The organism is Sphingobacterium thalpophilum (assembly GCF_901482695.1).
GTDB lineage: Bacteria > Bacteroidota > Bacteroidia > Sphingobacteriales > Sphingobacteriaceae > Sphingobacterium > Sphingobacterium thalpophilum.
Window position 1 is genome coordinate 2,037,896 of sequence record NZ_LR590484.1, and the last position, 13,600, is coordinate 2,051,495.

A 13,600-nucleotide genomic window follows, 5' to 3' on the forward strand; every position below is an offset into this window, starting at 1 on the left:
TACCTTTAGTCCTTAAAGTACCTGAACAGCATTTTTAAATTCTTTTAAAGACTGGTCATTGGGGTCTAGGTCAGTAATCAGGTAGGTGACGTCCTTTAAAGGAGCGACGCGCATCTTCTGGTTTGAATTTAGTTTCTCTGCTATACTTAATATAGCCAGATTCTTCGAACATTTGATCATCGCCCGTTTGATCTGTACAACCTCCCAGTCCGAATCTGTCACGCCGTCTTCCACGGAAAGTGAGTTTGTTCCCAACAAACAAAGATCCACCTTGAGATCAGCTAACTCATTGGCAACTTGTGCACCTGAAACGATATTGGTATTACGGGATAATTTGCCTCCTACTAATATCACTTCGAGATTCGGCTTTTCTGCCAATTCAAGCGCAACTAATGGGCTAATGGTGAAAAAGGTACATTGAAGATGATCTGGGATTGTCCGTGCTAGTTCGATTAAAGTCGTCCCTCCGCCGACCAGTACATTCATGCCATTTGACAATAGGGAGCTTGCTTTTTTTGCAATTTCTTTCTTTGCTTCTTTTGCATAAACATTGCCATCCTGAAACGGAAATTGGAAAGATTTGGAAAGGGCTCCGCCATACACTTTTAGCACTTTTCCGTTTTCAGCGAGCTCATTCAGATCCCGTCTTATTGTGTCCTCGGAAACATTCAGCTGTACACTTAGATCCGATGATAAAACTTTGTTGTGTAGATTAATCTGATGTATAATAAATGCTTGTCTTTCTTCCTTTAACATTGGTATAGGGTTTTAATCGAGATTAGAAATAAATTGAAAAAATCCGCCTAAATGTAATGAAAATTATTCTTCCTTTTTATCAATTTTTGTTAAACCGGGTTTAAAACGAGGTTTGAAACCGGAAGGCCTGTTCGGAGTGGCGGTTTCAGATCCATCGAAGAGCGTCTGTCTTTCACTGTCTGAGGCAACATCTTGATTTTGTTTGTCAGTTGTTCCGTTTTCTTCAACCGAGGTGGGGGCAATGATATTGCTGTCGGGAGCCGGAGCATCCGGTGGTGGGACTGTATTTTCGGTCTTCGTGACACCGGCCTTGAAGCGAGGTTTAAATCCCGTAGGCTTGGAAGTTTCTGCTGTGTTATCGTCAGCTGGCGAGACCGGTTCGCTGGGAACTGATTCGCTTTTGGTTACTCCGGCTTTAAATCGCGGCTTGAAACCAGCGGGTTTACTTGTCGCTTCGGAAGGTGTTTCAGAAGTCTCCTGTGTTGTCGAAGTATTACCTAGCACCGTGTCTGCATTTTCGGTCTTCGTGACACCGGCCTTGAAGCGAGGTTTAAATCCCGTAGGCTTGGAAGTTTCTGCTGTAGTATCGTCAGTAGCTGGCGAGACCGGTTCGCTGGGAACTGATTCGCTTTTGGTTACTCCGGCTTTAAATCGCGGCTTGAAACCAGCGGGTTTACTTGTCGCTTTGGAAGGTGTTTCAGAAGTCTCCTGTGTTGTCGAAGTATTACCTAGCACCGTGTCTGTATTTTCGGTCTTCGTGACACCGGCCTTGAAGCGAGGTTTAAACCCCGTAGGCTTGGAAGTTTCTGCTGTGTTATCGTCAGCTGGCGAGACCGGTTCGCCGGGAACTGATTCGCTTTTGGTTACTCCGGCTTTAAATCGCGGCTTGAAACCAGCGGGTTTACTTGTCGCTTCGGAAGGTGTTTCAGAAGTCTCCTGTGTTGTCGAAGTATTACCTAGCACCGTGTCTGTATTTTCGGTCTTCGTGACACCTGCCTTGAAGCGAGGTTTAAACCCCGTAGGCTTGGAAGTTTCTGCTGTAGTATCGTCAGCTGGCGAGACCGGTTCGCTGGGAACTGATTCGCTTTTGGTTACTCCGGCTTTAAATCGCGGCTTGAAACCAGCGGGTTTACTTGTCGCTTCGGAAGGTGTTTCAGAAGTCTCCTGTGTTGTCGAAGTATTACCTAGCACCGTGTCTGTATTTTCGGTCTTCGTGACACCTGCCTTGAAGCGAGGTTTAAACCCCGTAGGCTTGGAAGTTTCTGCTGTAGTATGGTCAGCTGGCGAGACCGGTTCGCTGGAAACGGATTCGCTTTTGGTTACTCCGGCTTTAAATCGCGGCTTGAAACCAGCGGGCTTGGAAGTTTCTGCTGTGTTATCGTCAGTAGCTGGCGAGACCGGTTCGCTGGGAACGGATTCGCTTTTGGTTGCTCCAGCCTTAAATCGCGGTTTAAATCCTGTGGGCTTCGAGTTCTCCGTAGTAGTCGTTTCATCGGATTGCACAGCTGCTGTTGTTGCCACTTCCGACGATGGCTTGTCAGCTGGGACAATTGCCTTAAACCTGGGTTTAAACCCACTGGGCTTAGCTGTGAGGGCTTCCGTCTGCGGAGCAGGAACGGCTTTGTCCGTTTTGTTCGCGATAGGGCCGACTGGAGCCGCTTCTTCTTCTAAACGGAAGCGCAGGCGCAGCTTGTTGAACCAAAACTTTTTGCTATGATCAAAACTCTTTTCTCCCATAACGGCATAATGCATTCTGAACTCTTCATATAAAGGTTCATCTGCCGCTTGTAAGGCTTTTAAATCAATTTTCTTTTTTACGAAAAATTCTTCAAAAGTCATTTCGTCATGAGTTTGTTATAGTCTATTACAAATGTAGTAATTTTTCTGACGGGCATGGGATATAGGCATAAAAAAAGAGCGGCCAGCGCTCTTTTAATCTATTCCTGAAAAAGTTGGCTTATGCCATATTGTGATATACAGCTTGTACATCATCGTCCTCTTCAATTTTATCAATCAGTTTTAATACATCAGCCGCCTGTTCCTCTGTGATTTCGGAATGGGATAATGCAATACGTTCCAGTTTAGCAGATTTGATCTCTATTCCCTTTTCTTCGAGTAGTTTCTGCATATTGCCGAAATCTTCGAAAGAGGTCTGCACAACAACAACATCATTGCCTTCTTCATCAGCTTCCACGTACAGTTCTTCTAAACCACCATCGATCAACTCCAGTTCCAGTTCTTCAATATCCAGCTCATCTGTAGCGGCAAACCGAAAAATAGATTTGCGTTGGAAGATAAAGTCTAACGAACCTGTTTTTCCCAATGATCCGCCAGCTTTTGTAAAATAGCTACGGATATTGCCCACCGTACGGTTGGTATTGTCTGTAGCAGTTTCGATCAAAACAGGGACACCATGTGGGCCATAGCCCTCATATACATATTCTTCATAGCCTTTTGAATCCTTTTCAGAAGCACGTTTTATGGCGGCTTCGATGCGATCTTTAGGCATGTTTACAGCTTTGGCGTTATGTATTGCCGTACGAAGTCTCGAGTTTGTTTCAGGGTGAGGGCCGCTTTCTTTAACCGCCATAGCGATTTCTTTACCTAAACGTGTAAATTGTACGGCCATCTTAGCCCAGCGTTTGAATTTCCGCTCTTTTCTGAATTCGAAAGCTCTTCCCATTGTTATATTTTGTTTTTAAGATTTTCAATCATATCGACTGTCATCTTCTGGATGTCAAATTCTGGCTTCCAGTTCCAGTCTTTCCTTGCGTAGGAGTCGTCCAGACTTGCGGGCCATGAATCCGCAATCTGCTGTCTTGGGTCGTTCTCTACGTAAGAGATTGCAAAATTAGGAAGAATTTTTTTAATTTCCTGTGCGAGTTCTTTCGGAGTAAAGGTAATGCCGCCAAGGTTATAGCTGTGGCGAATGCTCAGGTCTGCTTTTGGTGCGTCCATCAGTTCCAGCGTGCCCCGAATGGCGTCGTCCATATACAGCATCGGTAAAGCAGTATCTTCGGATAGAAAGCATGTATAGGTACCTGTTCTCAACGCTTCATAGAAAATATCAACAGCATAGTCTGTGGTGCCACCTCCGGGTTCGGTTTTCCAGGAGATAATCCCGGGATATCGTACGCTTCGTATATCGAGGCCGCGATGTTCCTGATACCATTCGATTAAACGCTCGCCGGCAAGTTTGCTGATGCCATAAATCGTGTTGGGATCCATCACGCAATATTGCTCGGTATTCACTTTTGGAGAATGCGGACCGAACACAGCGATCGAGCTTGGCCAAAATATCTTTGAAACGTTGTACGTGACAGCGAGATCAAGTACATTGAGCAATCCATTCATGTTAAGCTCCCAAGCCTTTTCAGGATATTTCTCTCCTGTAGCCGAAAGCATAGCTGCCAATAGGTAGACCTGAGTGGGTTTATATTTTTGAAATAAGAGGTCCAGACCGCTTTTGTCGAGTACATTCGCAATTTCAAAATTTTCGTCGGGGCTTTTTGTCTGAGGTTCTCTGATGTCTGTGGTGACAACGTGGTCTGCACCAAATTTTTTACGCAGAGCGATGGCCAATTCTGTACCGATTTGGCCGTTTGCACCAATGATAATAATGCTTTCTTTCATGATGCAAATATAAAGGCTTTTCGGTATCAAACAACCTGAGGAGCCCCATGGCAGCAGAGTAAAAATCTTAATTTATAGCATCTTGAGGTCGTTTTTATGAGATTTTAAACCGATTCAATCGTTTGTTCTTTTTTTTTGAACGAGGGCCAATTATTTTTATTTTTTTTGAATTGGATCCGTTACCATTTTTAGGAAAATGCTGGGTTACGCGTATCATACCATTGTGACAAATCGATTGAAATTGGCCGCAAATTGTGACTTTGCTAGTCTAACAAACGATATTTTATTATTTTAATAGTGTAATTGCTGAATATTTTATAAATTTGAAGAATCAAATCTTCAAGAATCAACTAAAAACAAATCAAATAACAAATTTTAATATACACAATTTAAACACAAACAAAAAATGAAAGTGGCAGTAGTCGGCGCAACAGGCCTTGTAGGCACTGAAATGCTAACCGTGTTGGCGGCGCGAAATTTCCCAGTAACAGAATTGATTCCGGTAGCTTCAGAGCGCAGTAAGGGTAAGGAAATTGAATTCAAGGGAAAGAAGTACAAGGTGGTTACACCATCTGAGGCTATTGCTTTGAAACCTGATGTGGCCTTATTTTCTGCTGGAGGCGATACTTCTAAAGAGTTTGCACCAAAATTTGCTGAAGCTGGAATTACGGTAATCGATAATTCTTCAGCCTGGCGTATGGATCCAAGTAAAAAGCTGGTTGTCCCTGAGGTTAATGGCGATGTATTGGCTGCTGAAGATAAAATCATTGCAAATCCAAATTGTTCAACCATTCAGATGGTCGTGGCTTTAAAGCCATTGCATGATAAATATAAAATCAAACGAGTGGTCGTTTCGACCTATCAATCCGTTACAGGTACTGGCGTAAAGGCCGTTAATCAGCTGATGGATGAGCGTGCCGGCAAAGATGGTGAAAAAGCTTATCCTTATCAGATTGATCTGAATGTTATCCCACATATTGATGTATTTCAGGAAAACGGTTATACCAAAGAGGAAATGAAAATGATTTTGGAAACAAACAAAATCATGCGGGATGATTCAATCAAGGTTACTGCAACGACTGTGCGTATTCCAGTAATGGGGGGACACTCGGAATCATTAAATATTGAATTTGAAAATGATTTCGACTTAAATGAGGTTCGTGCAGCCTTAGCAGCCCAGAGCGGCTGTATCGTTGTTGACGATCCTGCTTCCCTTCAATATCCTATGCCAAAAGATGCGCATGGAAGAGATGAGGTTTTCGTTGGACGTATTCGCCGTGACGAGTCTCAGCCTAATACGCTAAACATGTGGGTAGTAGCGGACAACTTACGCAAAGGTGCTGCAACAAATGCAGTTCAGATTGCGGAGCTATTGGCAGAAAAAGCATTGATCTAATCTTAGATATCATTCTAACAGAGAGCGCCCAGGGTTCAATTTCCCTGGGCGCTCTCTGTTTTGTCACGCTTGTGATCAAAATTCGACTTCGCAACATTCAGCATGCTCCACCAATCAGGGCATCAATGTCTTTGGCTGAATCGAAAACTCGAGCTTATCATTTAGTGAAGCAGATTCAGCTTTCGCCTGTTCCTCAAGACGGTCGGGAAATAAAATACCATAAAGATGATCCGTTTCATGTTGGAAAATGACTGCCGTAAAACCTTCGATATTTTCTTCGATTACTTTTCCTTCAGTATTGACATATTGTAGCCGAATAGCATAACTCCGTAAGACATCTTCCTTACGATCCGGAATGGAGAGGCAGCCTTCGGCACCTTTGCGTTGTAACTTTGACCGCCATAAGATCTTGGGATTGATGTAAAATTCAAAAGGCTGGCCGGCCTTATCAAAGCGCTGTACCCAGATCAGGTTCTTGTTGATGCCTACCTGTGGGGCCGCTATGCCTACACCAGGATGATTGGGGTCACGGACCGTCGCAAACATCCTTTTTGAAAGAGTTTCCAGTAAAGGGTCGTTGTATTTGGCATCGCTGCTTGTCGCTTTTAGGACTTTCAGATCATTCTCGTCGGTAGTCTGAAGTACGCGGAGGAGTGTGTTATCGTCGCCAGACAAAATAATTTTTTTGTCAGCATCGCTAAAGCCCTGTGCAGCATCTACATTGACCGGTCGCTCGTTCTTTGGTTTGTGAAAAGCTTTTTCTCCTGCCATAATTTTTGTGTCTAAGGTGTTTTCAACTGGAGGCACCGGACAACGGTACCCATTGCTATACGCACAATACGGATTGTAGGCTTTATTGAAATCAATCTCGATCAGATCGCCCTTGATGTCGTCCATCGATAAGTCTATATACCGTCCACCGCTATAGCTCTCCTGTCCGTTTGTGCCATCTAAAAACGGTAAAAATAAATGTTTCTTATAAGCTGGATTTTGAAACAGGGCAACACTTTGATAAATGTTCAGCTTCCGTTCTTTCCCATTCAATGGAAACGTTATGATTGCATACCGTTTATACTCATTGCTTGTGCCGTCGTAGGTGGGCATGCGAAATACAGGTTCATCATACAGGACTTCGACCTTAGCGTTGACTTTATATGCTCGATTTACCGGAAAGTAATCCAGAAACGCTACCTGCTCTGCTTTAAGTGGTCCATATTTTTCTCGGGCGAGCTCAGACGCTTTTTCTTTCCGCTGTGCCAAAATCTGCTGCTCATAGCCGCTCTGAGCGTGGCCATACAGAGACAATGCCACGAAAAGACCTGCAATTATTATTCTTCTCATCTGTGTAAGTTGTTTTCGAACTTGCTATAAGCTTCCGTTCCAGTAATCAATGACTCTTCTTCCTGTATATGCGCTCCTCTGTCTATCCGTGTAGGATAATGCAGCCTTACGCATGTCAAAAGCGTGTAACTTTGTAAAAGTCTACCAAAGTTATCGATTTATGAGTGAATTGATGTTTCACTCGATAAAAAAAATAAAAAATGTTGACATATTTCGCGCTTGTATACGGTGTAAAGGTAGAATCCGAACACTCATGTCTCAATACTCATATCTAAATTGTACTTTTGTAAAAAAGATATCCATGAGATTGATGGCTTTTGATTACGGGACAAAAAGGATCGGGATCGCGGTGACAGATCCCATGCAGATCATTGCTACAGCACTGACCACCATTCATCCGCAGGATATTTGGACGTTTTTGGCTGATTATCTTCAGACAGAACAGGTTGAGACTTTTATCATTGGTAAACCGAAGCAGCTGGATGGGTCGGATTCTGAATCTGCGTCCCACGTTGTGGGCTTTATGCGGAAATTAAAAAAAACATATCCAGAGATTCCTGTAGTAGAGATCGACGAACGATTTACTTCTAAAATAGCCGCAGCAGCTATTGCTCAAAGCGGTAAGAAGAAAAAGGACCGACAGCAAAAAGGATTGATCGATACAGTTTCGGCAACGATTATCTTACAGAGCTACATGGATGGCCGTAGCTATTGAGTAGGTAGCGACATATTTCTCATTACAAAGTGAAAGGCTGCCGGTACTCTTAACGCCGTCAAATGGACGTAAAAACCGATTGCTGAAGACAGCGTCAATGCCTTAAAAAATAAATGAGGTGCTACTCAAGATCAGCGGATATAGGAAGAGAGGCTCGGGGACATATCGAGCGATAAATAAATTAATAGATGAAGAGTATACAATTTTTTACTGAAGATATCGATTTCAAAATAAAAGAAAAAGGAAAGATTCGTCAATGGATCCTTGAATCCGTTAAGAATGAAGGGTTTAAGCGCGTGGGAGAGCTTAGTTTTATCCTTTGTTCGGACGATTATCTGTTGGAGATCAACAAACAGTATTTGAACCACGATACCTATACCGATATTGTTACCTTTGACTCGTCCGAGGATGAGGATACGATTGCAGGTGATATTTTCATCAGTGTGGAACGGATCCGTGAAAATGCGCAAAAGTTTAGAGTCGCCGAACGGGATGAGCTACATCGGGTTATTATCCACGGGGTCATGCATCTATGTGGATATCCGGATAAGAAGCCTGCGGAGAAAGCTAAGATGACAGCCAAAGAAGATGAATATTTGAGCAAGAGAACATTTTAAGGCGTATATAAGCAGATAAACTGCACATCTAGGCGAATACAAAATGCAAGAAGCGTTGCACGATCGTGCAACGCTTCTTGTATAAAATCATTTATCGACTAAAATCTTTCGAACTGAGAGAAGAAGAAATTGCCTTCAATAGCTGCATTTTCATCTGAGTCAGACCCGTGAATGGCATTTGCATCAATAGATTTAGCGTACTTGTTGCGGATAGTGCCTTCGGCTGCGTCAGCAGGGTTCGTTGCACCGATCAGCGTGCGGAAGTCTTCAACAGCGTTGTCTTTTTCTAAGATCGCAGCAACGATAGGGCCAGAAGTCATAAAGTCTACTAGCTCGCCATAAAAAGGGCGCTCTTTGTGTACTGCATAAAATGCACCAGCGGTTTCTTTGGATAATTGAATGTATTTCATTGCAATGATTTTGAAACCGCCAGCAATGATATCGTTAAGGATTGCACCGATGTGACCATTCGCTACTGCGTCAGGTTTGATCATCGTAAATGTTCTGTTAGTTGCCATTATTTAATTTTTTTGCAAAATTAGATAAATTGCCCTTTTTTCACAAGTGTTTATTTCGGCGCTCAGCTTTCACTTTTACAGCGGTGGCAGGCTATATACCATCGAATGACAAAATAGGTGTGCTAATATCAAAAAAGCGTCTCCAATCAGATTTATTGCATTAATATATTCAATATGAATATGTAACTTTGTAATGTTATGGCATTAAATCTAACAGTAGACATCGATAAGGACTCCGGCTTTTGCTTTGGGGTTGTATACGCCATTGATATGGCGGAAGAGATTTTGGAAGAAGACGGATATCTCTATTGTTTAGGCGATATTGTGCATAACGACGAGGAAGTAGCACGCCTGAAAGCCAAAGGCTTACGGATTATCGATCATGCTGCTCTGCCCGATTTGAAAAATGAAAAAGTGCTGATCCGCGCTCACGGCGAAGCTCCGGAAACGTACCGTATTGCGTTAGAAAACAATATTACCTTAATCGACGCTTCCTGCCCCGTCGTACTGAAACTGCAAAACCGCATTAAAACTTCATATGATCAGGATGAAAAGATTTTGATTTTCGGGAAGCATGGGCATGCGGAAGTGATCGGCCTACAGGGGCAGACCAACAATGAAGCATTAGTTTTTCAGGATATTGCCGAACTGGATCAGGTTGAACTGCCGGCTTCTTTTACGCTGTATAGTCAAACTACGAAGAGCGTGGACAAATTCTACGCGATCAAAGACGAACTTATAAAACGTGGATACGAGGTGAAGGCTAATGATACCATATGTAGGCAAGTGTCCAACAGGTACGAAGATCTGGGTGCCTTTGCGAAGCAATATGACAAAGTTGTATTTGTCTCCGGCAAGAAATCGTCCAATGGAAAAGTTTTATTCGAAGTATGCCAGAAAGCCAATGCACAGAGCTACTTTATATCGGATCCCGCCGAAATAGACCCCACTGTTTTTACTACCAATGACCGTATTGGCATCTGCGGTGCTACCTCGACTCCCATGTGGCTGATGAAAGAAGTCAAAGCTGCGCTGGAAGCTCTCTAGCGTCCTTGCCCGTCACAGATATTTCATATTATTCGCGTAGAATCCACAATACACGCTTTTTTGTTAATTTTGTAGTTATGAGCAATAAAGCCAAAAAAGGTATTCTTTTAGTACAGTTAGGTACACCCGATAGTCCAACTACACCCGATGTGAAAAAATATTTGACCGAATTTTTAATGGATCCTCGTGTCATTGATATCCCATATTTCCAGCGGACGCTATTGGTGAAAGGAATTATTGCCCGTACACGTGCCCCCAAATCAGCTAAGATTTATGAGACCATCTGGGATAAAGAAACTGGTTCTCCACTGATGCATTATAGTCTGCTGCAACGCGACTTGCTGCAGGAGGCACTAGGTGAAGAATACCATGTGGAGCTAGCCATGCGGTATCAAAATCCCTCCATTGAATTTGCATTACGTAATCTGGAAGGAATGCTATTGGAATCCATCCGGGTGATCCCCTTGTTTCCGCAATACGCTTCCGCCACTTCCGGTTCGGTGATTGACCGTGTGATGGAGCTTATCCGCAAATGGAACTATCTTCCCGAGATCAGCTTTGTCAGTAACTTCTGTACAGATGAGCTCATGACGGAAACCTTCGCTGACCATGCCAGAAAGCATGATCTCGCACGCTTCGACCACTTTGTATTTAGTTACCACGGGCTGCCGGTCAGACAGCTAGGAAAAGTCGATCCTACAGGAAGGCTAAAATGTCCTGAGACTGGATGTGATTCCTGTAAAAGTACTGTTAACACATATTGTTATCTGTCCCAATGCTATGCCACGACAAGAGCAATTGCTTCCAAGTTGGGACTAAAAGAGGAACAGTATTCGCTTTGTTTTCAGTCCCGATTGGGTAAGGAGCCATGGATCCAGCCATACACCTCCGATCTCCTGCATGATCTGGCACACAAAGGATATAAGAAACTGTTGGTATTCAGTCCCGCATTTGTCGCTGATTGTATAGAGACTATTGATGAAATTGGCGTAGAATATGCTAAGGAATTTAAGGACTTGGGTGGAGAGGAAGTCTGTCTGGTCGAAAGTCTTAATGATGACCCGAAATGGATAGCGTCTCTTAAGCAGTTGGCACTTAATGCCAAAAATTAATAAAATATTTGCCGATGTTGTTAGTTAATGCATGTGTATTGCTTGTTTTGGATTTTTATATCTTCTTTGCCCTACGTGCGACAAAGATTAAATTTCCCAAAACAAGGCTATTTTCCATACTCTGGTGGTCGTACTCCTTTTTATTGCTTCTGGGTGTCTTTATTTCGGCCAAATTTAGTATTCCGTTGATTATTCGATCGGTGATTTTGGTTGCATTTTTTCTGACAGCCACCTCCAAGATCTTTTTCTTTTTAGTGTTATTGATCGATGATCTCCGCCGTGGTGGGGTATGGATCAAACGCCTATTCAGCCGGAAGAATTCGGTAGAAGATATTGTTGAGGATGCTGAGGAACCGCTCCCTGAAAACCCCGTAAAAGGGATCAGTCGTTCAGAATTCCTCACCAAAGCAGGTATTCTGATCGGGGCTTCGCCTCTCATTCCATTGAGCTGGGGGATTATCTCTGGCGCATACGATTACCGCGTCAGAAGGGTGCCGCTATATCTTCCCAACCTGCCAAAAGCATTCCATGGGATGACCATTGCACAGATTTCGGATGTACATTCAGGCTCTTTCTATAACAATACCGCTGTAAGCGGGGGAATTGATATGCTGTTGAGAGAGAAAGCCGACGTGACATTCTTTACCGGCGATATCGTCAATGCCCAAGCTTCTGAAATGCGCGATTATCAGGATATCTTTGCGCGGGTAAAATCCGATCTGGGCGTTTTTTCAACTCTGGGTAATCATGATTACGGCGACTACTATTATGGGAAGGAGGATTCCCCGGCCAAGCGCAAGAATCTAAAAGATGTGATCGACGTGCATAAAACCATGGGCTGGGACCTGCTGATGGATGAAAACCGTAAAATCAAAGTGGACGGTGAAGAGCTATGTGTCGTAGGGGTGCAAAACTGGGGGACGGGACGCTTTCCAAAGTATGGCGACCTACAGAAAGCTTTGACGGGAACGGAAGATCAACCCGTAAAGTTGTTGTTGTCGCATGATCCATCTCACTGGCGGGCCCAGGTGCTCGATACCGATGTCGATGTCATGTTTGCAGGTCATACACATGGTATGCAGTTTGGTGTACGTTCAGAAATACTGCAGTGGAGTCCTGTCCAGTACATCTATAAAGAATGGGCCGGTTTATATCGCGAGCAGGGAAATAAGCGCCTATATGTGAATGTAGGCTATGGCTTTTTGGGCTATCCCGGCCGCGTTGGCATCCTGCCTGAAATTACCATCTTCGAGCTGTTGAGCGCTCAGGACCCCAAATTTAAAGCCTAGTGTTGCCCTGCCTGTGCCGGTAATTCCGCTACTGAAGTAAGCACGGTAACAAGATCACAAAATCGCTTTGACTTTTGCGGTAATATCATTATAATTGTGTATTCTGTACACCAGTTATACATGACATGCAATCAACTTTAAACTTTGGGGATTCGCCCCACACACGCGTTAATATTCTTACAGGGGAAAAGGTTCTGGTGTCCCCGCACCGCAGCAAACGACCGTGGCAGGGACAAGTGGAAGATCTGCCCGGCGACAACAGGCCTGCCTATGATCCAAAATGTTATCTGTGCCCAGGTAACAAACGAGCCGATGGTGATATCAATCCGGACTATAAAGAGAGCTTTGTTTTTGTTAATGATTTTTCCGCGCTGCTCAAAGATACCAGCCAGCAGGAGTTTAATGAACAGGACCTGTTTGTCGCAGAGACAGAAAAAGGAATCTGTAAAGTCATTGCGTTTACGCCACGACATGACCTGACCTTGCCGGAAATGGACCTTGCAGCTATCAAAGCTGTGGTTGACCTTTGGCAAAAAGAATTTGCAGATCTATCCCAGATCGACTGGATCCGCTATATTCAGATTTTTGAAAATAAGGGCGCAATTATGGGATGCAGCAATCCACACCCGCATGGACAGATCTGGTCACAAAATCATCTGCCGGTAGAAATCCAGAAAGAAAGCATACAGCAAAAGAAGTACTTCGATAAAAATGGACGAACTATCCTTTCCGATTATGTCAGCGCCGAGCTAAGAAAAGAGGAACGTATTATCGATACGAATGATTCTTTTGTGTCACTGGTTCCTTTTTGGGCGGCCTGGCCTTATGAAGCAATGATCGTAAGCAAGCGTGCTGTGCAGGATATCGGTGAATTCAATGAAAAAGAGAAGGAAGACCTTGCGGCGATTCTCAAATTGTTGACGACCCGCTACGACAATCTTTTTAATACGTCCTTTCCTTATTCTGCCGGTATGCACCAAGCTCCGGTGAACGACGGTGATCATCCCGAATGGCATTGGCACATGCATTTCTACCCTCCATTATTGCGATCTGCGACCGTTAAAAAGTTTATGGTGGGTTATGAGATGCTGGCCAACCCACAACGCGATATTACGCCCGAGATTGCTGCCGAGCAGCTGAGAAATTGCTCTACCATACATTATAAATCAAAATAAG

13 protein-coding genes are annotated in these 13,600 nt (G+C 43.8%); 7 read left to right on the plus strand and 6 right to left on the minus strand.

Going from position 1 to position 13,600, the window contains the following annotated elements:
• Positions 1-12: 12 nt before the first annotated feature.
• The 4 genes from FGL37_RS08770 to FGL37_RS08785 all read right to left on the minus strand — a co-directional run bounded on the left by FGL37_RS08770 (position 13) and on the right by FGL37_RS08785 (position 4,389).
• Positions 13-756: a DeoR/GlpR family DNA-binding transcription regulator gene (locus FGL37_RS08770; RefSeq protein ID WP_028071725.1), complete on the minus strand. Its 744-nt coding sequence runs from the start codon at positions 754-756 to the stop codon at positions 13-15.
• 63 nt (positions 757-819) lie between these two features.
• The gene (locus FGL37_RS08775) at positions 820-2,595 is read right to left on the minus strand and encodes a hypothetical protein (RefSeq protein ID WP_138096755.1); all 1,776 of its coding nucleotides are present in this window, start codon (positions 2,593-2,595) and stop codon (positions 820-822) included.
• Between the two features lie 118 nt (positions 2,596-2,713).
• Positions 2,714-3,439 (minus strand): YebC/PmpR family DNA-binding transcriptional regulator, encoded by a 726-nt coding sequence (locus tag FGL37_RS08780; RefSeq protein ID WP_028071727.1) that lies wholly within the window; start codon positions 3,437-3,439, stop codon positions 2,714-2,716.
• A 2-nt stretch (positions 3,440-3,441) separates the two neighbouring features.
• On the minus strand, positions 3,442-4,389 hold the full coding sequence (locus FGL37_RS08785) for an NAD-dependent epimerase/dehydratase family protein (protein WP_028071728.1): 948 nt from the start codon (positions 4,387-4,389) through the stop codon (positions 3,442-3,444).
• 406 nt (positions 4,390-4,795) lie between these two features.
• Between FGL37_RS08785 and FGL37_RS08790 the strand changes: the two genes are divergently transcribed.
• Positions 4,796-5,785, plus strand: coding sequence for an aspartate-semialdehyde dehydrogenase (locus FGL37_RS08790; protein WP_028071729.1), 990 nt, complete (start codon positions 4,796-4,798; stop codon positions 5,783-5,785).
• Positions 5,786-5,899: 114 nt separating this feature from the next.
• Here FGL37_RS08790 and def read toward each other — a convergent pair whose 3' ends face one another.
• Complete coding sequence (gene def, locus FGL37_RS08795; protein ID WP_081817989.1) at positions 5,900-7,126, minus strand: peptide deformylase; 1,227 nt, start codon at positions 7,124-7,126, stop codon at positions 5,900-5,902.
• A 301-nt stretch (positions 7,127-7,427) separates the two neighbouring features.
• On the opposite strand from def, the gene ruvX reads away from it, so the two are divergent.
• Together ruvX and ybeY are read left to right on the plus strand one after the other, a co-directional pair.
• Positions 7,428-7,841: a Holliday junction resolvase RuvX gene (gene ruvX / locus FGL37_RS08800; RefSeq protein ID WP_028071730.1), complete on the plus strand. Its 414-nt coding sequence runs from the start codon at positions 7,428-7,430 to the stop codon at positions 7,839-7,841.
• Between the two features lie 188 nt (positions 7,842-8,029).
• Entirely contained in the window at positions 8,030-8,458 is a 429-nt protein-coding gene (gene ybeY, locus FGL37_RS08805) for an rRNA maturation RNase YbeY (RefSeq protein ID WP_028071731.1), read from the plus strand.
• A gap of 98 nt (positions 8,459-8,556) precedes the next feature.
• Here the strand turns inward: ybeY and FGL37_RS08810 are convergent, their stop codons facing one another.
• Positions 8,557-8,976 carry a nucleoside-diphosphate kinase gene (locus FGL37_RS08810; RefSeq protein WP_028071732.1) on the minus strand — a complete coding sequence of 140 codons (420 nt, stop codon included), beginning with the start codon at positions 8,974-8,976 and terminating at the stop codon, positions 8,557-8,559.
• A gap of 198 nt (positions 8,977-9,174) precedes the next feature.
• Between FGL37_RS08810 and FGL37_RS08815 the strand changes: the two genes are divergently transcribed.
• The 4 genes from FGL37_RS08815 to FGL37_RS08830 all read left to right on the plus strand — a co-directional run bounded on the left by FGL37_RS08815 (position 9,175) and on the right by FGL37_RS08830 (position 13,599).
• Entirely contained in the window at positions 9,175-10,023 is an 849-nt protein-coding gene (locus FGL37_RS08815; protein ID WP_028071733.1) for a 4-hydroxy-3-methylbut-2-enyl diphosphate reductase, read from the plus strand.
• A gap of 77 nt (positions 10,024-10,100) precedes the next feature.
• Positions 10,101-11,135, plus strand: coding sequence for a ferrochelatase (gene hemH, locus FGL37_RS08820; protein WP_028071734.1), 1,035 nt, complete (start codon positions 10,101-10,103; stop codon positions 11,133-11,135).
• Between the two features lie 14 nt (positions 11,136-11,149).
• Complete coding sequence (locus tag FGL37_RS08825) at positions 11,150-12,424, plus strand: metallophosphoesterase (protein ID WP_028071735.1); 1,275 nt, start codon at positions 11,150-11,152, stop codon at positions 12,422-12,424.
• 125 nt (positions 12,425-12,549) lie between these two features.
• On the plus strand, positions 12,550-13,599 hold the full coding sequence (locus tag FGL37_RS08830) for a UDP-glucose--hexose-1-phosphate uridylyltransferase (RefSeq protein WP_028071736.1): 1,050 nt from the start codon (positions 12,550-12,552) through the stop codon (positions 13,597-13,599).
• Position 13,600: the final 1 nt, after the last annotated feature.